The following is a 17,971-nucleotide window of genomic DNA, read 5'->3' as shown; positions in this document are numbered from 1 at the left end:
CGACCGTTGAGCTGACATTATTGAATTGGGAAACTTACTTCAAGTTTGGACATTGTCCGGAGGCGCCATCTGGCATTTTTTTGCGCCGTCTTTTTCCGGTGCAGTTCGGGTTTCCAAGTGGGCCGCAGTCAGCCCTGTGAGTTCGCCTTTGACGACTATTGGGAAGCTGAAGGGGCACTGCCATGAAGAAATCCATATTCCACGTCACGGCGACTGCGATGCTGGCATCCACTGTCGTGGGCGCCAACCCTGCCTTCGCCGAAAAGGCGAACCAGCTGTCCTCGATCAACGGGAAGGACGCCTGGGGTGCCGAGCAGGCCCTCAAGGAGCGCGGATTCAAGAGCATCAGCAGCCACAAGAATTCGCGCGGATACATCAATAGTTACTGGTGGAACAAATCCGACGACAATTGCGTCCGCGTGGAAGTCTACAACGACACTGTCGAGTCCATTGTGGACGCGAAGGACAGCGATTGTGGCAAATCGGGCGGGAACACCACTGCCGCGGTGGGAGCCGTTGCCGGCCTGGCGCTCCTGGGAGCGGTGCTCGCGAGCAAGTCGCATCATCAGGGTGACAAGAACTACAACGAACGGGAGCAGGCGGAGTTTGATCGTGGCTACAAGGATGGCCTCTACAACGCCAGCTATCACAACTATTCCCGTTCAGATGCCTATTCCCACGGCTACGAGGTGGGCGTGGATGAGCGCAATGCAAACCTCAGCCATCACCACAATCGTGGCGGCTACAGCAACGTTGCCGAGTTCAAGGATTTGCAGGGGGCTCGCGCAGCCGGCGCCATGGATGAACTTAATCGCCGCGGTTTTGTTCAGGTTGATAACTTTGCCTCGGGCAATGCACGATACAGTATCCGGTGGCGCCAGCAGTCCAATCAGTGCCTTCAGTTAATCGTCGCCAATGGCCGCATCGACGATGTCCGGGACATCCAGACGCATCCGAAATGCCGGTCGGGTCATTCGGGCGGTTCATCAATCGGTTCGGATGGGAAGACCTGGTACCAGCGGCTGGTTGGCGCTGCAGGCGATGGGGCCGAAGTCCAGCTCGGGAACAACGGATTCCGAAAGGTCGATACGTTTGAATCCGGCAAGCACGCCTATGGAACCGTCTGGTACAACCGCTCCAGCCGTCAGTGCCTGCAGGTGATCACGGCCAATGGGCGCGTAGATTCCGCTTCCGATATCCAGACCCATCCCCGGTGCCGCTAAAGGCTTCCGGCCCCGTGCCCTGCGTTGTCCTTTCACCGAGCGCCGCAGGGCACGGGCAACCAACAGACAGCATGATCGTGCGAGGCAAGTTCATGACGAAGAATACCGGAACCGCCCTCAACGCCGCGCTGATGGCCGGCCTTTGCCTTTTGCTCGCCTCCTGCGGATCTTCCGAGGCTCCAAACGATGCTGCGTCGGAGCCCTCAGTAACGGAATCCGCAGTTGCCGTCGTCTTCCCGGACAGCCTCGTCGTGATCGGCGACGGCTATCCCGAAAGTGGTGCTCCTTGCCGTCGGCTCGGCGAGAGCGCAGTCACCTCCAACTGGCTGGACGACAGCGCGATCCTCGTCGGTTGTCCGAGCAAAAGCGATGCAGATGCACTCGGCGGTACCATCGCCGGGGCAGTCGGGGCGATCACCATCGTTTCGGTTCCAACGGGCGATGCAAACGAAGGGCTGCCTGAAACCGCGCCTATGGCATCTCCCGTCGCAGCGGTGGCGCCAGCCAGGCTCAAGGACCCGATACGCTCGCCCGGCGGCATGGAAACCAAATGCCTTGCCCGGGTCAACGAGATGACCGGGGGCGGCGTTATCGGCACGCGCCGCATCGATGAAGCGGAATCCGGCGTCATGATCTACGTCAACGTCCAGGGAGCAGAGGCACCATGGCAGTGCTTCGGCAGCAAGGACGGCAAACTCGCCGAAGTCTACTATGGCGGAGACGAGGGCGCGCTCTGAGGGTGAGGAGCAAATCTTGGGCAAGTTGGGAATAGGCCTCGCGTCTCTCGTCGTCGGCGTTCTGGCCGGGGCCTTGGGAGGAGTGTCGCTGGGAGGGGGCGCGATGGCGGGAATGGGTGTTGCAACAGGCATGTCGGCCGGGATTTGCTCGACCATGCAGGCGGCGCAACAGTTGGGCTTCCTTACCGCTAAACAAGTGGACCAGGTATTGAACAAGGCCTCGCAGGATCTTGCCGGTAAAGAAGAGTTGCAACCGGATGAAAAGGCAATTGGCAGCGCTGTGGCATGTGCCCAGTTCATGGAAAAATACGCGAAGTGAAGTGGCGTGCTCTTGAGTTGAAATCGAGAACCGGAGGTTTTGCGATGAAACGTGGCACTGCAGCAATAGTCCTGGGAGCGAGCATCATGGCCCTCAATGGATGCGCGTCTCTACCGGCCGTACAGCCGCCCATGGCAAATGCACTTGCTGGCACTTCATGGAGGCTGGTCTCCATTGACTACGGACAGGGCCGCCGATCAGGGCTCACCCCGCCCCAGCAGGCCAGACATACCCTCACTTTCAACCGTGATGGCACGATGAGCCTTTCCCTCGATTGCAACAGGGGCAATGCAGACTGGTCCGCAGGCCCGCTTCAGGCTGGCAATGGCACGCTGAGGATCGGTCAAATCGCGTCGACACGAGCGCTATGCCCTGATCCCACCTTTGGCGAGGCAATGGCATCGGACCTCCCTTCCGCCATGGGCTTCACGCTTTTGCCCGGCCGCAAGGGCCTCACGATCATGACAGGCCATGCCGTCTTTGCACTTGCCTCCGCAGATATCGGCTTGCCCGGCGGCGATGCGCTGGTTCCCGGAACCGACTACCATGCGACAGCGCAGGTGCCTTGCGGGATGAAAGGCGGCCAGCCGGCGAGCCGTTGCTTTGCGGGTGTGAAGCGCAACTGGGGGACAGACGGCACTGCCCTTGTCGAAGTGACCAAGCCGGACGGCTTCAAACGCGCCATCTTTTTCCGCGGCACGACGCCATATGGTGCCGACAGTGGGGAGGCCGATGGATCCGCCGGCTGGCAGTTCTCCGTCACGCGTCGTGGCGATCAGAACGAGATCCGGTTCGGCCCGGAGAGCTACATCATCGTCGATGCATTGGTTTCGGGCGGATGATGACTGGCGGCGGCGGAAAAGGCTGCAGGAGGTAAGGCATCGATGAAATGGGCATTCTGGACCTTCTGCGCCCTCTATGCCGGCGCCTTCCTCCTGTTCCTGATGGGCACCTTCGGCTGGTTTGGACAGGATAAGGACCCTCTCTCCGGCGTGTTCCTCATACCCCTTGGCCTGCCGTGGAATCTGCTCGCGGACAGACTTGACCTGGGCGGCCTTGTGAGCGGCATGCTCGCACCTGCCTTGAATGCAGGTATCCTGTTCTGGTTCTGGAAAAGGCACTGAGGCAGGCCATGATCGCCCGAGGATCACGATGGCAGGAGCCGATACGCAGAGGCAAGCTGCATCGAATGGCCTGCGCAGTCGCCGTCACTGTGATCTTCGTGACGGGCTTTTCTCCGACCTATGCGGACGGAAAATCGACGCCCCGCCCAGATCCGCAAACATGGGACCTCATTGCTTTCGAGGTGAAGAGTTGGGGACGCGGAATTTCATCCTGGCGTATCGGTACGGATGGGGCCGGAAACTGGGCTGAGAGCACCGACACGGCAGGTGAACAGACCGCTGACACGAGAACGGTCTACCACGTAATCGAGGCAGGCCCTGACGGTTTCGAACAAATCCGCATCATCCTGTCTCACTTGCCCGATCCTGCCCTCGATGCAAACTCTTGCCGCCAGTTCATACCGGACATGGCCTATGGAACGATCCGTTTCACAAAGGGCGCAACCACGACTGAGATTGCATGGAACTCGGGATGCATGGACGATGACTATCGCACTTTCATGGAGGCGTTGAAGCAGGCCGACGAACTGATGCGGCAACGGGGCAAGGCCGGCAGGATATTGCGCACCGAATGAGCGCCAATGGCGACCGGGTACATTGGATGAAGCTGAAGTACCTTCAAAAATGGGGAACCGAGTAGAAAGGGAGGTTCAAATGGGGTGGATTATTGCCTTGATCGTCGGAGGCGTTGCCGGTTGGCTTGCCAGCAAGGTCATGAACCGCGATGCCTCAAAGGGCATCTTCTGGAACATTGTCGTCGGGTGTGTCGGGTCTGTCATCGGCAACCTGCTCGCCAACCAGTTCGGCATTACCGGGACGGTCCAGAAATTTTCACTTACCGGCCTGATCGTTGCTTTCGTGGGCGCGATCATATTGCTCGGCATTGTGAACCTCGTTCAGCGCGGGAAAGTTCGCTGACTTCTGACAGGTTTAAACTGACAGCCATCGTGCGGCCTGCCTTGCTGCCGCAGAAACAGGAGTTAGTTCCATGAAGACATCGTCCATATGCCTGCTTGCGGTGGCTACATTGGGTCTAGCTTCTCCCTTAGCCGTTCCCGCCCTCGCACAAATAATCACAACCAATGTCCAGTTTCCACGGGGGACCACTGGAACCACGGTCAGCGGAACGATCAAAGGCCGACAGATACGTGACTATGTCGTGCGGGCCAGCGCAGGCCAGGTGATGTCGGTACGAATGAGAGGCGCGAGGATCGTCTATTTCAACATCATGCCACCGGGCAGCCAGGGCGAGGCGATCTTCGTCGGAAGCAGCAGCGGCGATTCCTTCACGGGAACTTTGCCCAAATCCGGCCCCTACAAGATCCGGGTCTATCAGATGCGGGCGACAGCGCGCCGAGGGGAAGTGGATAGCTACCGACTGTCCATTGATGTGAAAAGGGGAGCAGGCCCGTCCGCTGGCGCAGGCAATGCCGGCAACATCGCCGGAATTCGCGGCATGGATGCTGTCGCTGCATTCGATGAACTGCGCGCTCGTGGCTTTCGGAACGTGGATTCCTTTTCGTCCGGCAACACGCTCTATGGCATTTATTACTTTCAGAGGACGCAGCTTTGCGTGCAGACAACATCCACCAACAGCAGGATCGTCGATATCCGGGACATCAGGACGCATCCGAAGTGTCGATGATGGCGGAAGCGATATTAGTTCGATTGAACTCGACTACTGACCGGTATTGGGAAGCCTCGTCGAGATGTTGAAAGTCCGTTTTGCCAGCGCGAACCTAAGGTAAATTTTCTCCTGTGTGACGTCGGTAATGGACGCTACGGTGCTCCGATGCTGACGGTCCGGAAGGTCCCAGCCTCGACCCCTTTGGGCTTAATTGCACCAACCTCCGGGAATGGCAGGTTCTGGGAACGGCGTCTGGTCAGCGGAACGACTTAGATGGGCGCGAAGCTGACGTAACCAACGATTCCCACTTCCAGCCGCACAAGCCGGAACGATCGGGCCGAAAACGGGTCTGGCACGGGACGGGCACAAGACCCTGCCCAAAGCGCCCCAAGCTTGACCCAAGCCAGCCCCAAACGCGAAGGGCGCTTTCAGCGCCAACCGGTGGCGTTCCCTGTCAAAGTATCTTTAGGAAGGTGGTGCCGCTTACAGGACTCGAACCTGTGGCCCCATCATTACGAATGATGTGCTCTACCAACTGAGCTAAAGCGGCGTGCCTTGCATCCTTCCGGGTGCCGTCGGGAGCGTGGGCAGGGGGCGCCTTTACCGGGGTGAGGGGGCTCGTGCAAGAGGCTTTGCAGCGCCAATGCATTTGCGCGTCTTGCGCGGCGCCGGGCAGTGCGTATTGTGCTAGACAATTGTCTAATAATTGGGTGGGGGAAACGATGCCGCAAGCCGCAGCCGGGCAAGGGCCGGAGGTCGCGCAGATTCGCTATGAACGCGCGGCGCCGAAAGTCGCGCGGATCGTGCTGGCGCGACCGGAAAAGCGCAATGCGCAAGGAACGCGCATGACCTACGAGATCGATGCCGCCATGCGTTTGGCCTGCGATGACGAGGACGTCAGCGTGATCGTGCTCGCCGCCGACGGCGATCATTTCAGTGCCGGGCACGACCTGTCGATGGAAGAGCCGCCGATGGGCACACCGGCCGAGCGCACCAGCCTGTGGGGCGAGTTCGGCGCGGCGGGATGGGAGGGGCTCTATACCCGCGAGCGCGAGGTCTATCTGGAGATGACCGAGCGCTGGCGCAACGCGCCCAAGCCGGTGATCGCGGCGGTGCAGGGCAGCGTGATTTCGGGCGGGCTCATGCTCATGTGGTTCGCGGACATCATCGTCGCCGCGGAAGACGCGCGGTTCCGTGACAATACCGGATCGGACATGGGCGTGCCGGGCGTGGAGTTCTTCGCGCATCCTTTCGAGCTGGGCGTGCGGCGGGCCAAGCAGATGCTGTTCACTGGCGGCTGGCTGTCGGCGCAGGCCGCCGCTGCCGCAGGCATGGTCAACGAGGTGGTGCCGCGCGCGCAGCTGCAGGACCGGGCGGTGGAACTGGCACAGGAGATCGCCCGCACCGACCGCTTCGCGCTCAAGCTGATGAAAGCCTCGGTCAATGCCGCGCAGGATGCGATGGGGCGGCGCGAGGCGATGCAGGCGTCCTTCGCCAATCACCAGATCGGGCACCTGCAGAACATGCTGCTTCACGGCTTCCCCATCGACATTACCCGGCTGCCCGAATCGGTGAGGCGGCATCTCGAGGCGGCACTGGCCGCCGGGACGACAATGCCGGGCAGGCGCAAGGCGGAGGATTGAGCGATGGCCGGTGTCGTGCTCGGCGATCTGCCTGAACGCAATGCCGCGCGGCGGGGGGCGGATCACTGGGCGGTTCGTCATGGCGATGCTGAGCTGAGCTGGGGGGATCTGGCCGATGCTGCTACCCGGCGGGCGAGGGCACTGCAGGGGCTGGGCGTGGGGCAGGGGGACCGTGTGGTGCTCTCGATGCCCAATGGCAATGCCTTCTTTGAGTGGACCTTTGCCGTCTGGAAGCTGGGCGCCACGCCCACCGTGGTGTCGCACCGGCTGCCCGCCCCGGAATTCACCGCGATCCTTGACCTTGCCGAACCGCGTGCCGCCGTGGTGGAGGATGAGGCGCTGCGAGCCTCGTGCAGAGGGCTGCCCGTGGCGTTCGGGCGCGATCATCCCGATGGCTCTCCGCTGGCTTCACTGGTGGCACCGAGCTGGAAGGCGATGACATCGGGCGGCTCGACCGGGCGGCCCAAGCTGATCGTCGATCATCATCCTTCGCAGCTGGACGATTCCGTGCGCGGGCTGGGCATCCCGGTCGATGGCGTGATGCTCAATGCCGGGCCGCTCTATCACAACTTTCCCTTCGCGATGTCGCACTCGGTCATGGTGCATGGCAATTCGGTGGTGGGCATGGAGCGTTTCGATGCCGGGGAGTTCCTGCGGCTGGTTGAGGCGCACAAGGTGCAGTGGACCGCGCTGGTGCCGACAATGATGAACCGTGTCGCCCGCCTGCCGGAGCAGGTGCGGGCGCGCTACGACATCTCGTCGCTGGAAACCCTGTGGCACACTGCCGCGCCGATCACGCCCGAGCTCAAGCAGTTCTGGATCGACTGGATCGGGCCAGAGAAAGTCTGGGAGATGTACGGCGGGACCGAAGGTTTCGCGACCACGCAGCTCAACGGCGTCGAATGGCTGGCGCATCGCGGCTCGGTGGGCCGTCCCACATGGTCCGACGTGCTCGTGCGCGGGGAGGACGGCGCCGTGCTGCGGCCGGGTGAAGTGGGCGAAATCTACATGCGGCGCATCGGTACTGGCGGCGGCGACCGGTCCTATCATTATCTCGGCGCGGATTCGCGGCGCCTGCCGGACGGCTTCGAGAGCTTCGGCGATTATGGCTGGGTCGATGAGGACGGCTATCTCTACATCGCCGACCGGCGGACCGACCTCATCATCTCGGGTGGGCGCAACCTCTATCCGGCGGAGATCGAGGCGGCGCTGATGGCCCATCCGGACGTTCTGGAAGCGATCGTGATCGGCCTGCCCGACGAGGATCTGGGCGCACGGGTCCATGCCATCGTGCGGCTCGCGGAAGGGGCAGAGGCAGGTCCGGAAGACCTGCTGCCGTTCGTGCGCGGCAGACTTGTGTCCTACAAGGTGCCGCGTACGATCGAGTTCACCGAGGCGCCGCTGCGCGACGAGGCCGGGAAGGCCCGGCGCAGCGCGTTGCGGGCGGAAAGGATCTGAAGCGAGGCAGGGAAGGGGCGCCCTTCCCCGCCTCATCGTCCTCAGTTCTCGAAGGCGACGCCCGGCAGTTCGGGGTTCTTGCGCCAGTCAGCGAGCATGTCGCGGAAGGCGTCCCAGCCAGCCACGTAGCCCTTGAACAGCGCCCACTTGGGGTTCTTCTCGCCTTCGTTGTTGAAGTAGCTGGGGGTGCACTCGTTCTGGAACGCGGACATGTCGACCTCGTTCTCGCGGCAGTGCTGCACGTAGCCCTCGACGCCCTGCTTCGTCGCGGTGAACGTGCTGGCGCCGCGCCGGACGGTCTCGCCGATCATGAAGGCGATGTGCTCGGCCTGCCGGCCGAACTGCTCGGTCGTGCTCGAGTTGGTGGCACCCTGGATATAGCCCATGTAGAACATGCCGGGGAACTGGTCGGTGGTGACACCGTGGAAGGTGCTCGGGCCGTTTTCCCAATGGTCGTAGATCGACAGGCCGTCCTGGCCCTCGACCGTGTCGATGCCCCAGCGGCGCTTGAGTTCGGAAGTCACCTCGAAGCCCGAAGCGAATACCATGAGGTCGACTTCGTATTCGACGCCATCTGCCACGAAGCCGGTTTCGGTCATCCGCTCGACGCCCTGCGTGGGCGAGACGTCGATCAGCTTGACGTTGGGCTGGTTGAATGCGGCGTAATACTCGTTGTTCGAGAGCGGCCGCTTGCACATGAAGCGGAACCAGGGCTTCAGGATCTCGGCGGTGTCCTTGTCCTCGACGATTGCATCGACGCGGCGGCGCAGGCGCTCCATCACCTGGAAGTCGATCACGTCGCGACGGGCCATCAGGTCTTCGAGGCTGAGCTGGGGATGGCCGTCCTCGGCCAGTTCCATCTCGAGGTTGCGGCTGATCTCGGTCCAGATGTCGCAGATCAGGTCGGGCTCGCCGGGCAGGAACATCATCTGTGCGCCGCGGTGGAAGTTCGCCATGCGCTCCTGCTGCCAGCCGGGCTTGAGCGAGGCGGCCCAGTCAGGATCGGTTGGCGGGTTGGGGCGCTCGTCGACGTTCGAGGGCGTGCGCTGGAGCACATAGAGCTGCTTGGCGTATTTCGCGAGGTAGGGGATCGCCTGCACCGCCGTGGCGCCGGTGCCGACGATGGCAACGCGCTTGTCCGCCAGCCTGGTGAGTTCGGGTGCCTTCCACGAACCGCCGGAGTAGTCGTGCTCCCAGCGGCTGGTGTGGAACATCTTGCCCTTGAAGTCATGGATGCCGGGAATGCCGGGCAGCTTGGGCATGTTCATCACGCCGCCTGCCATGACCACGAAGCGCGCGCGCAGGTCGTCGCCGCGGTTGGTCTTCACGTGCCAGCGCTTGATTGTTTCGTCCCAGGTGATGCTTTCGACGAGGGTATGGAAGAGCGCCTTGTCCTTCAGTTCGAAGCGCTCGGCCATCATGTCGCAGTATTCCTGGATCTCCCAGCCGTCGGAGAACTTCTTGCTGGGCATCCAGCCCATCTCTTCCAGCAGCGGGAGGTAGCAGTAGGCGTCATTGTCGCACTGCACCCCAGGGTAGCGGTTCCAGTACCACACGCCGCCGAAGCCGCCCGCATGGTCTATGTTGCGCACGTTCTTCACGCCCTGCTTCCACAGGTGGTGGCCTGCCAGAATACCCGAGAAACCTCCACCAAGGATCGCGACGTCGAGGTCTTCAACTACAGGTGCGCGCTCGGCGACGGGCGTGAAGGGGTCATGCGCGTAATTGTCGGAGAGGTCGTCGGTCGGGCGCACGTATTGCTCGCCGCCTTCCTTGCGCAGGCGCTTGTCGCGCTCGGCGAGATACTTGGCCTTCAGCGCCGGGATGTCGAGTTCCCCGGGCGCAGGCATAAGGTTCTTCTGGCAGGTCATGTCCGTTCCCACTTCTCCATACGGGCGACTCTGTGCCGGAGCGGCCGCCGTTACGTGGTGTGATGTAAGTTTGTGCGTTTAGTTGTCAACAGTGTTGTTCATTAATCGCCCTTGCTCGCCATGGCGAAACTGTAGCCGATGTGGCCGACGTGGCCGTGCAGGCCGAAGTCGAGGACCTGCGGATTCTCGGGCCCCTTGTCGTGGAAGCCTTGGCAGGCGGCGGCGACATCCTCGATCGTCCACGAGGGACGGTAGACGCCCTTCGTTTCGGCGAGGAATACGCGGGCCACACGCCCGGCAATCGAGGCGATCATCTCGCCGGTGACGGTGCAGGCTTCGTGCGCCAGCCAGGCGACGACCGGGGCGACCAGTTCGGGGTCCATTGGCGGGTACTGCGAGATGTCGATGCCTTCGGCCATGCGGGTGACGGCGCTGGGCACGATCACGTTCGATTTGACGTTGAACGCATCGCCTTCAAGCGCGGCGACGTTGTTGAGGCCGATCATGGCCGACTTCGACATGCCGTAGTTCACGCAACGGTTGTTGCCGTAGATGCCGCCAATCGAGCTGGTGAGGACGATGCGGCCGAAGTTCTGGTCGCACATGGGCCCGAACGCGGCCTGCACCACGTGAAAGGCCCCCATCAGGTGGACGTCGATCACGGATTTGAAATCGTCGTAGCTGATGTCGCGGATCGAGCCGTAGCGCACGTTGCCCGCGTTGTGGATCAGCACGTCGATGCGGCCCCAGGTGTCGAGCGCGGCCTGGATGATCGCCTTGCCGCCTTCGGGCGTGGCGACGGAATCGGCGTTGGCGATCGCTTCGCCCCCCGCTGCGACGATCTCGTCGACGACACTCTGCGCCACGCTTGTATCCGGCTCGTCACCGCGAATGGCGCCGCCGAGGTCGTTGACGACGACCTTGCACCCGCGTGACGCGAGCAGCAGAGCATAGGACCGGCCAAGGCCGCGCCCGGCCCCGGTGATGACGGCGACGCGGCCGTCGAAGCGCAATTCGGTATCGGGCATGGGCGGGGCGTCCTCTCGGTTCTTTGCCGGTTCGGAGAAAGCCAAACCGTGCAATTGCATGACCTGGCCTGTCGCGGCGAATGGCTATCGGAATGCTGAACGGGTATGCGGACAGCCACCTGCTTGGCAACCGCAGAACCACGCTTGTTATACGCCGTGGCGATGGCCTTGCCGGAGGCGCGCGTGAAAGCGCCTGTGCGTTGCGCCTTCCGGGACCCGGCGATAGGCTCGGGCCAAAGACTCGGCGCTTCGCCGTGGGAGAAGGATGTATACATGCTGGAACCGAGTGGCCGCAATCAGGGTGGATTGTCCGCGAACGCCGCCGAGGGCTGGGCATTGCACCGCATGACTCCGGCCAGCCGTCTCAACGGCGCCAACGGCATCCGCACCGGCGCGGACGGGCGCATCTATGTGGCGCAGGTTGCGGGCAGCAAGGTCAGCGCGGTGGACGTCGATACGGGCGCGATCGAGACGATCTCTCCCATGGGCGGCGGCATCGTTGGACCGGATGACCTGGCGTTCGACAGCGCGGGCAATCTCTACTGCACGGAGATCACTGAAGGGCGCGTTTCGATGATGACGCCTTCGGGCGAGTACAAGGTCGTCTACGGCGACATGCCGGTCGCGAACCCGATCACCGTCTATCAGGACCGCGTGATCGCGGGCGAGCTGCGCATGGGCGGGCGGATCATGGAGCTGGACAGGAACGGCGGCGCCCCGCGCGTGATCGTCGAGGGCCTGCCGATGGTCAATGCCTTCGAAGTCGGGCCCGACGGAAAGCTCTATTTCCCCGCGCAGGGCGCCAACGAGATCTGGCGCGTCGGCGTCGACGGCGGCGAGCCCGAAGTCGTTGCGAAGGAACTGGGCGTGCCGGACTCGGTGAAGTTCCATCCCGACGGCTACATCGTCTCGACCCAGGTCTATTCGGGGCAGGTGCTCAGGATCGATCCGCGCACCGGTGAGAAGTCGGTGCTGGCGGATATCGGGCCGGGCCTAGACAACGTGGCCTTCGTGAATGGCCGCACCTTCGTTTCGCACATCAACGGCTCGATCACAGAGATCGTCGCGCCGGGCCAGACCAAACCCCTGGTCGAAAAGGGTCTGCAGTGGCCGATCGGACTCGCCGTCGGGCCCAACGGCCATGTCTTCGTGGCCGACGGCGGTTTCTGTTACCTGCTCAATCCCGGAGAGCCGCTGCAGCTGATCGGCATGTTGTTCTCGCCCGGCTTCCCTGGCTGGGTGCGCGGCGTTGCGCCAGCGGGCACCGACGAATGGGTGGTCACCACGGCCAATGGCGATGTCGCGTACTGGAATCCGGCAACCTGCGAATCCCGGAACATCGCGAGCGGTTTCGATCGGGTGATGGGTGTGGCGGTGGCACCGGGCGGAGGCGTGGTCTTCGCTGAATTCCCGACAGGCAGGGTGCTTTCTGCCGATAACGGCGATTCCGCCGAACTCGCCGTCGGGCTCGATCGTCCGGTGGGTGTGGCCATTTCGGATGACGGCACCGTTTATGTGGCTGAAAGTGGCGCCGGACGGGTGGTCAAGTTGTCGGGCGGGCGCACCGAAACGGTGATCGACGGCCTGTCACGCCCCGAAGGCATCGCGATTGGCGGCGGCTGGCTCTACGTCGCCGATCCGGGCGCGGGCGAAGTGGTCGTCAGTGATCTTTCGGGCGGAAATCGCGAAGTCGCGGCCAGCGGTCTGCCCTTGGGCGGTCCGGGCGGGGCGAAGCCCGTCCAGCTCGGCGGCGTGGGCGACATGTGCGGGCCGATGAACACCTTCACCGGCATCGCCGCCGCGCCCGACGGCACCGTATACCTGTCCGCCGACGCCGAAGGGAGCGTACTTGCCCTGAAGCGCAACTGAGGAGGCCGCCATGGCCCGTGTCGACACGCTGGAACACCTTGCCGAACTGATTCCCGATCCCAGCCCGCGTGCGGCTGCCAAGGTGCTCGATCATATCGACACACAAGGCGCCGCCTTCATCGCGCAAAGTCCGTTCCTCATGCTCGGCACCGAGGGTGCGGAGGGCATCGAGATCAGCCCCAAGGGTGACCGGCCGGGCTTCGTTGAAATGGTCGATCCGCGCACTCTCCTGATACCCGAACGGCCCGGCAACCAGCTGAAGATGGGCCTTCGCAATATCGTCGCGAATGGCCGCATCGCCCTGATCTTCCTACGCCCCGGCACGGGAGACATGCTGCGGGTGAGCGGACGGGTGGAGCTCGATGACGATGCGGACCTGTGCGCGCGCTTCACGATAGAGAGCAAACCCGCGCTGCTGGTGATGCGCGTCGCCGTCGAGCGCGCGTTCTTCCACTGCGCCCGCGCCGCCCTGCGTTCCGGACTGTGGGAGCCGGATACATGGGGCCAGGCGCAGCGCATCTCATACGGGAAGATCTATGCCGAGGCGCTGGACAATCCCGAAATCGAACCGCTTTTCGATGCCATTACCGATGAGCGCAACGCCGACCTCTGGCACTGATCAGGCCTGCCGAAAGGATACGAGAAACCGCCATGCTCAAGCAGATCTGCTTCTTCCGCAAGCGCCCAGACATGACCATGGACGAGTTCATGGACTACTACGAGAACCAGCACTCGCAGCTGGCCAAGAAGATGGGCGCGCAGCCGGCCATTCCGAACGCGGTGCGCTATGTCCGCCGCTATCTGGTGCCCGAGAAGAATCCGATCACCGGCGAAGTGCATGATCCCGGCTACGACTGCATCATGGAAATCTGGTGGAATAGCCGCGAGGATTTCGAGCGCAGCCAGGCGATCATCTCCTCGCCAGAGCGTAAGCCGATGACCATGGCCGATGAGGAGAAGCTCTTCGCCAGCCATGCCAATCCCGTGGTCACCTGCATCGAATACGATTCGCCGATGGGCCCTAACGGCGAGGCCACCCACGTGGACCTGCGCTACGGCGATTGACGGATATGACCAAAACGACCGCGCGTGAAGAATGGCGCGCCCATGCCATGGTGCCGGTGGCGGCCGGGCTGGGCTATGCCACCAGTGTGATCCACATCTACGGCATCGGTCCCTACTTCGGCCCGGTGGCGGAACAGTTCGGCTGGAGCCGCACCGAAGTGACTTTCGGCCTGACTATCGCGACGCTGGTGCAGGCGGTGGGCGGGGTGTTCATCGGGCTGGCGGTCGACCGCTTCGGGCCGCGCCGGTTCGGCGTGGCGGGACTGCTGCTGCTGGGCGCGGCGTTCGCCCTGCTCGGCACGGCCAGTGGATCGCTCTTGCAGTGGTATCTGCTCTGGGCCCTTATCGCGCTTGCGGCGCTGCCGGTGCAGGCCTCGGTCTGGACCAGCGCGGTGGCTTCGCTGTTCCACGTTTCGCGCGGTATGGCTTTTGCCGTGACCCTGTGCGGCGCCTCGATCGCGGCGGGCGTGTTTCCGCTGATGGGCACCTATGCCATCGCCCGGCTCGGCTGGCGCATGGCCTTTTCCGCCCATGCCGGGGCATGGCTGCTGCTGGCGTTTCCGCTGATCTTTCTGTTCTTCCGGGGACGGTATGATCGTGGACGGAAGGGGGCGGAGGCAGATGCCAAGGCGACGGCCGCCGATCTGCCCGGCGCATCACTTCGTGAAGCGCTTCGCTCGACGATCTATCACCGCCTGTTCATCGCCAGCCTGCTGTTCACTTTCACGATCATCGCCATCGTCGTGCATTTCACTGCGATACTCGGCGACCGTGGGGCCGATCCGCTGACAGCGGCGGCGATCGCCTCGTTCGTCGGCTGGTTCTCGCTCGCGGGCCGTCTCGGTACCGGTGTGCTGCTGGACCGGCTCCCGGCCTCGCTGGTGGGCGCCGCCGTGTTCATGCTGCCGGTGGCGGGCTGCCTGCTGCTCCTGCTAGGCGGATCGTCATTCGCGGCGATGATCGTTGCCTCGGCGCTGATCGGACTGACACTCGGGGCGGAGATCGATGTCGTCGTCTATCTGCTTACCCGCCATTTCGGCTTGAAGAACTTTGGCGGCCTCTACGGCGGCGTGCTCGCCGCGCTCTCGATCGGCACCGCGATCGGCCCGCTGGCCGCTGCGCAGATCTTTGACCGCACGGGCAGCTATGAAGGCTTCCTGTGGCTGGCGCTGGCGTTCATGACCGGATCAAGCCTCGCCATCGGCACGCTGCCACGGCGGCATGAGGCCTTCGCCGCACATTGATGCGCCAATCCCCGGAACCGCACGGGCGATTTGCGAGTCTGTCTCGATAATGGGATAGTGGCCGTAAATCGGAACACTTTGCAGATAACGAGGACACCATGGGTGAGATAGGCAAGATCGTGCAGGCGCCGGAAGAACTGGTGGCGCCGGTCAATGTCCCCGCCGAGGCTTACGTTTCGCCCGAATACGCCAGAGCCGAGCGCGACAGGCTGTGGCGCAAGGTCTGGCTCCAGGCAGGCCGCATGGAGGACATCCCCGAGCCGGGCAACTACGTGACCTACGACATCATGGATGATTCGGTGATCATCGTCCGATCCTCGACCACAGAGATCCGGGCCTTCCACAATGTCTGCCCGCACCGCGGCCGCAAGCTGATCGATACGCCCAAGGGCATGCGCAATGCGCGCGGCGGCCGCGTGAACTTCATCTGCGGCTACCACGGCTGGACCTTCGACCTCGAAGGCACCAACACCTATGTCGAGCATCAGGAAGACTGGCAGGGGCACCTGTGCGGCGGTCTCGCCGACCTCGGCAAGGTGAACGTCGATAGCTGGGGCGGCTGGCTCTGGATCAACCTCGATCCCGACTGCATGCCGCTGGCCGACTACCTCAATCCGGCCGCCAAGATGCTCGATCCCTACGGCTTGCAGAACATGCGCCCGCGCTGGCGCAAGTGGGTGGTGTTCGAATGCAACTGGAAGGTCGCGATGGAAGCCTTCTGCGAGACCTACCACGTTTCCACCACGCACCCGGAATTCATGGAATTCGGCCAGTTCCGCGGCTGGGCGCGCAATCAGGGCCTGCATTCCAACATCGGCTACGACGCGCCCAAAGGGCAGGAAGAGGATTCGGGCAAGTTGCGCCTCGGCGCCGGTGAGGATCCGCGCCTGACCACGGCGGAAATGCAGAACTTCACCTGGGAAAACGCCAATACCAACACCACGCGCACGCTTGTGGACGTGGCGAACCGGCTGAAGGACGAATTGCCCGAAGGCACGCCTGCCGCCGAAGTCTCGGCCTACTGGATCACCACCGCGAAGAAGGAAGATGCCGAGCGCGGCGTCGTGTGGCCCACCGTCGATCCGCAGCACACCGCGCAGGCGGGCACGGCCTGGCAGATCTTCCCGAACTTCCAGATCGGCCACGCGGTCAACAACATGCTTTGCTATCAGGCGCGGCCCTACGGCACCGATCCCGACAAATGCATCTTCGAAGCGGCGGTCTATGAGCTCTGGCCCGAAGGCGAGGCGCCGCAGACCGAATGGGAATATACCCAGCCCCACGAATGGCCGCCGGTGCTGCAGCAGGACTTCGACAACATGGCTGCTGTCCAGCAGGGCATGAAGAACGTCGGCTTCCGCGGCGCCCAGCCCAACCCCTACATGGAACGCTCGGTGGCCTCGCTGCACTACAATCTGGCGAAGTTCATGGGGACGGGCGCACCCAAGACCTACTGACAGGTATGGTTGCCTGTCCGCGGGGGATCGTCTTCACGATCTTGGCGGACGGGTAGAGCATTGCCGTTCCTTTCGTGCGAGGCTGGCCGAAAGCCAGGACAAAGCGAGAGGACCCCGTCATGCAATTCCCCCTCGTCCACATAAGCTGGGCGCTGGCCGACAACGCTGCGCGTCCAGCCTGCGATGCTTTTTTCCAGGATGTGTTCGGGGCCGAGACGGTCTTCGAAATGCTGGTCACGCCTGAGACCGAGCATTACGGCTTCGACCGCGAAGAACGTCTGATGATGATCGGCGATGCCATGATCATCCCCATCGCGCCGGCGGGAGGTGGGGCGCAGGAGGGCAGTCCGCTGGGCGACATGCTGCGCCGCTCGGCCGCGCCGATGCGTTGGATCGGGCTTGCGCTCAAGACCACCGACCTGAAGGCGGCGGACGACTGGTTCGCCTCTCGCGGGTTCAAGCGCCACTACGACCGGGGCATGGAGGAGCACTACTTCCTCGTGCCGCGCGGGCAGGTGATGGGAATGCGGCTGGAGATCGTGAAGCAGGACATGCCGAACGAGCCGCGCATCCGCCCGGACTGGTCGCCCGCCAGGTGGCGCGATGCACACCCGCTCGGGATCGAGGGCCTGCAGGCCGTGGGCATCAGCGCCCCTTCGCTGGCAGAGGCGCGCGAATTGTTCGCCGGAAAGCTGGAATGGCCGGAGATTGCTGCGAGAGGCGAAGGCGATGCGCACCTCGCCGCCTTTGCCATGGGCGACACAGTGCTGGAGGCGCTCGAAGGTGCAGAAGGCTCACCGGTCGCAGATCATGCCCGCGACGTGAAGGGTATCTACCACCTCGTCTTCAAGGTGAAGGATGCCGCTTCGGCGGCGTCGTACCTGCGCGGCAAGGGTCTGACCCTGATCGGTGATGTTTCAGCCCGTTTCGCCATCGCGCCCGGTGAAGCGCAGGGGCGCCTGATCTGGTTCACCGAAACGACGCCCGGGGGGTATCCCGAAGTGGGGTCGAAGCTGGGTGAGGTTGCGGGCGGGTAGCGGATAAGCCCTGGCCGCCTGGGCCAGGCTTCAGAGGCAGGTACAACGGCGGTTATCGCGGCGCGGCATCAACGATCGGCCTTTATGCGCCCCAGCTGCCATCCGCATTCATCCCGGTCATGGCCCGGACACTCTGCCGGGAATAGGCCTTGATATCCTGCTTGATGACCTGAGGGGTTATGCCCTCGTACACCAATGCGGCTGTCACCACTGCCATGATAAGGATGAGCTTCCTTGCCATGTCCGGGACTTTACGATCATGGCATCAA

At 63.2% G+C, this 17,971-nt stretch carries 19 protein-coding genes and 1 tRNA gene; 16 read left to right on the top strand and 4 right to left on the bottom strand.

The features are described from left to right. The first annotated feature begins 182 nt into the window (after positions 1-182). The 8 genes from MTR64_RS08450 to MTR64_RS08415 all read left to right on the top strand — a co-directional run bounded on the left by MTR64_RS08450 (position 183) and on the right by MTR64_RS08415 (position 5,048). The gene (locus MTR64_RS08450; RefSeq protein WP_243992757.1) at positions 183-1,223 is read left to right on the top strand and encodes a hypothetical protein; all 1,041 of its coding nucleotides are present in this window, start codon (positions 183-185) and stop codon (positions 1,221-1,223) included. A gap of 92 nt (positions 1,224-1,315) precedes the next feature. Continuing rightward, the gene (locus tag MTR64_RS08445) at positions 1,316-1,960 is read left to right on the top strand and encodes a hypothetical protein (protein ID WP_243992756.1); all 645 of its coding nucleotides are present in this window, start codon (positions 1,316-1,318) and stop codon (positions 1,958-1,960) included. 16 nt (positions 1,961-1,976) lie between these two features. Continuing rightward, positions 1,977-2,279, top strand: a complete 303-nt coding sequence (locus MTR64_RS08440) for a hypothetical protein (protein WP_243992755.1) — start codon at positions 1,977-1,979, stop codon at positions 2,277-2,279. Next, positions 2,246-3,121: an META domain-containing protein gene (locus MTR64_RS21340; protein WP_327194259.1), complete on the top strand. Its 876-nt coding sequence runs from the start codon at positions 2,246-2,248 to the stop codon at positions 3,119-3,121. The genes MTR64_RS08440 and MTR64_RS21340 overlap by 34 nt, the downstream gene beginning before the upstream one ends. A gap of 42 nt (positions 3,122-3,163) precedes the next feature. Continuing rightward, positions 3,164-3,403 carry a hypothetical protein gene (locus MTR64_RS08430; protein ID WP_243992752.1) on the top strand — a complete coding sequence of 80 codons (240 nt, stop codon included), beginning with the start codon at positions 3,164-3,166 and terminating at the stop codon, positions 3,401-3,403. A gap of 65 nt (positions 3,404-3,468) precedes the next feature. Continuing rightward, positions 3,469-3,978, top strand: coding sequence for a hypothetical protein (locus MTR64_RS08425; protein ID WP_243992751.1), 510 nt, complete (start codon positions 3,469-3,471; stop codon positions 3,976-3,978). Positions 3,979-4,057: 79 nt separating this feature from the next. After that, the gene (locus MTR64_RS08420) at positions 4,058-4,321 is read left to right on the top strand and encodes a GlsB/YeaQ/YmgE family stress response membrane protein (protein WP_243992810.1); all 264 of its coding nucleotides are present in this window, start codon (positions 4,058-4,060) and stop codon (positions 4,319-4,321) included. 70 nt (positions 4,322-4,391) lie between these two features. After that, entirely contained in the window at positions 4,392-5,048 is a 657-nt protein-coding gene (locus MTR64_RS08415; protein ID WP_243992750.1) for a hypothetical protein, read from the top strand. 456 nt (positions 5,049-5,504) lie between these two features. On the opposite strand, the gene MTR64_RS08410 is transcribed toward MTR64_RS08415, so the two are convergent. After that, positions 5,505-5,580 (bottom strand) — tRNA-Thr (locus MTR64_RS08410). A 172-nt stretch (positions 5,581-5,752) separates the two neighbouring features. On the opposite strand from MTR64_RS08410, the gene MTR64_RS08405 reads away from it, so the two are divergent. Together MTR64_RS08405 and MTR64_RS08400 are read left to right on the top strand one after the other, a co-directional pair. Then, positions 5,753-6,673 (top strand): enoyl-CoA hydratase, encoded by a 921-nt coding sequence (locus tag MTR64_RS08405; protein ID WP_243992749.1) that lies wholly within the window; start codon positions 5,753-5,755, stop codon positions 6,671-6,673. 3 nt (positions 6,674-6,676) lie between these two features. Further along, positions 6,677-8,131 carry an AMP-binding protein gene (locus MTR64_RS08400; protein ID WP_243992748.1) on the top strand — a complete coding sequence of 485 codons (1,455 nt, stop codon included), beginning with the start codon at positions 6,677-6,679 and terminating at the stop codon, positions 8,129-8,131. Between the two features lie 41 nt (positions 8,132-8,172). On the opposite strand, the gene MTR64_RS08395 is transcribed toward MTR64_RS08400, so the two are convergent. Beyond that, positions 8,173-10,002 (bottom strand): flavin-containing monooxygenase, encoded by a 1,830-nt coding sequence (locus tag MTR64_RS08395; protein WP_243992747.1) that lies wholly within the window; start codon positions 10,000-10,002, stop codon positions 8,173-8,175. 101 nt (positions 10,003-10,103) lie between these two features. Then, positions 10,104-11,030, bottom strand: a complete 927-nt coding sequence (locus MTR64_RS08390) for an SDR family NAD(P)-dependent oxidoreductase (protein WP_243992746.1) — start codon at positions 11,028-11,030, stop codon at positions 10,104-10,106. A 273-nt stretch (positions 11,031-11,303) separates the two neighbouring features. On the opposite strand from MTR64_RS08390, the gene MTR64_RS08385 reads away from it, so the two are divergent. From MTR64_RS08385 to MTR64_RS08360, 6 genes are all read left to right on the top strand, one after another. After that, positions 11,304-12,899 carry a gluconolaconase gene (locus tag MTR64_RS08385; RefSeq protein ID WP_243992745.1) on the top strand — a complete coding sequence of 532 codons (1,596 nt, stop codon included), beginning with the start codon at positions 11,304-11,306 and terminating at the stop codon, positions 12,897-12,899. A 10-nt stretch (positions 12,900-12,909) separates the two neighbouring features. Beyond that, on the top strand, positions 12,910-13,518 hold the full coding sequence (locus MTR64_RS08380) for an MSMEG_1061 family FMN-dependent PPOX-type flavoprotein (protein WP_243992743.1): 609 nt from the start codon (positions 12,910-12,912) through the stop codon (positions 13,516-13,518). A 32-nt stretch (positions 13,519-13,550) separates the two neighbouring features. Next, on the top strand, positions 13,551-13,964 hold the full coding sequence (locus tag MTR64_RS08375; RefSeq protein WP_243992742.1) for an EthD domain-containing protein: 414 nt from the start codon (positions 13,551-13,553) through the stop codon (positions 13,962-13,964). Between the two features lie 5 nt (positions 13,965-13,969). After that, a complete protein-coding gene (locus tag MTR64_RS08370; RefSeq protein WP_243992739.1) occupies positions 13,970-15,208 on the top strand; it encodes an MFS transporter in 1,239 nt (412 codons plus the stop codon). A gap of 98 nt (positions 15,209-15,306) precedes the next feature. Beyond that, complete coding sequence (locus tag MTR64_RS08365; protein WP_243992737.1) at positions 15,307-16,665, top strand: aromatic ring-hydroxylating oxygenase subunit alpha; 1,359 nt, start codon at positions 15,307-15,309, stop codon at positions 16,663-16,665. Positions 16,666-16,784: 119 nt separating this feature from the next. After that, positions 16,785-17,702: a glyoxalase gene (locus MTR64_RS08360; protein WP_243992735.1), complete on the top strand. Its 918-nt coding sequence runs from the start codon at positions 16,785-16,787 to the stop codon at positions 17,700-17,702. Between the two features lie 82 nt (positions 17,703-17,784). On the opposite strand, the gene MTR64_RS08355 is transcribed toward MTR64_RS08360, so the two are convergent. Next, on the bottom strand, positions 17,785-17,943 hold the full coding sequence (locus tag MTR64_RS08355; RefSeq protein WP_243992733.1) for a hypothetical protein: 159 nt from the start codon (positions 17,941-17,943) through the stop codon (positions 17,785-17,787). Between the last annotated feature and the right edge of the window lie 28 nt (positions 17,944-17,971).

This window comes from Novosphingobium album (ex Hu et al. 2023) (assembly GCF_022832385.1).
In the GTDB taxonomy this organism is placed as follows: Bacteria; Pseudomonadota; Alphaproteobacteria; order Sphingomonadales; family Sphingomonadaceae; genus Novosphingobium; species Novosphingobium album.
The sequence above is the reverse complement of the archived record's forward strand: the minus strand, read 5'-3'. Positions and strand labels throughout refer to the sequence as shown.

What these genes read in the sequence shown, in the direction of transcription:
- MTR64_RS08450 (WP_243992757.1), top strand. Translation starts at nt 183, where the DNA reads ATGAAGAAATCCATATTCCACGTCACGGCGACTGCGATGCTGGCATCC.
- MTR64_RS08445 (WP_243992756.1), top strand. Translation starts at nt 1,316, where the DNA reads ATGACGAAGAATACCGGAACCGCCCTCAACGCCGCGCTGATGGCCGGC.
- MTR64_RS21340 (WP_327194259.1), top strand. Translation starts at nt 2,246, where the DNA reads ATGTGCCCAGTTCATGGAAAAATACGCGAAGTGAAGTGGCGTGCTCTT.
- MTR64_RS08430 (WP_243992752.1), top strand. Translation starts at nt 3,164, where the DNA reads ATGAAATGGGCATTCTGGACCTTCTGCGCCCTCTATGCCGGCGCCTTC.
- MTR64_RS08425 (WP_243992751.1), top strand. Translation starts at nt 3,469, where the DNA reads ATGGCCTGCGCAGTCGCCGTCACTGTGATCTTCGTGACGGGCTTTTCT.
- MTR64_RS08420 (WP_243992810.1), top strand. Translation starts at nt 4,058, where the DNA reads ATGGGGTGGATTATTGCCTTGATCGTCGGAGGCGTTGCCGGTTGGCTT.
- MTR64_RS08415 (WP_243992750.1), top strand. Translation starts at nt 4,392, where the DNA reads ATGAAGACATCGTCCATATGCCTGCTTGCGGTGGCTACATTGGGTCTA.
- MTR64_RS08405 (WP_243992749.1), top strand. Translation starts at nt 5,753, where the DNA reads ATGCCGCAAGCCGCAGCCGGGCAAGGGCCGGAGGTCGCGCAGATTCGC.
- MTR64_RS08400 (WP_243992748.1), top strand. Translation starts at nt 6,677, where the DNA reads ATGGCCGGTGTCGTGCTCGGCGATCTGCCTGAACGCAATGCCGCGCGG.
- MTR64_RS08395 (WP_243992747.1), bottom strand. Translation starts at nt 10,002, where the DNA reads ATGACCTGCCAGAAGAACCTTATGCCTGCGCCCGGGGAACTCGACATC.
- MTR64_RS08390 (WP_243992746.1), bottom strand. Translation starts at nt 11,030, where the DNA reads ATGCCCGATACCGAATTGCGCTTCGACGGCCGCGTCGCCGTCATCACC.
- MTR64_RS08385 (WP_243992745.1), top strand. Translation starts at nt 11,304, where the DNA reads ATGCTGGAACCGAGTGGCCGCAATCAGGGTGGATTGTCCGCGAACGCC.
- MTR64_RS08380 (WP_243992743.1), top strand. Translation starts at nt 12,910, where the DNA reads ATGGCCCGTGTCGACACGCTGGAACACCTTGCCGAACTGATTCCCGAT.
- MTR64_RS08375 (WP_243992742.1), top strand. Translation starts at nt 13,551, where the DNA reads ATGCTCAAGCAGATCTGCTTCTTCCGCAAGCGCCCAGACATGACCATG.
- MTR64_RS08370 (WP_243992739.1), top strand. Translation starts at nt 13,970, where the DNA reads ATGACCAAAACGACCGCGCGTGAAGAATGGCGCGCCCATGCCATGGTG.
- MTR64_RS08365 (WP_243992737.1), top strand. Translation starts at nt 15,307, where the DNA reads ATGGGTGAGATAGGCAAGATCGTGCAGGCGCCGGAAGAACTGGTGGCG.
- MTR64_RS08360 (WP_243992735.1), top strand. Translation starts at nt 16,785, where the DNA reads ATGCAATTCCCCCTCGTCCACATAAGCTGGGCGCTGGCCGACAACGCT.
- MTR64_RS08355 (WP_243992733.1), bottom strand. Translation starts at nt 17,943, where the DNA reads ATGGCAAGGAAGCTCATCCTTATCATGGCAGTGGTGACAGCCGCATTG.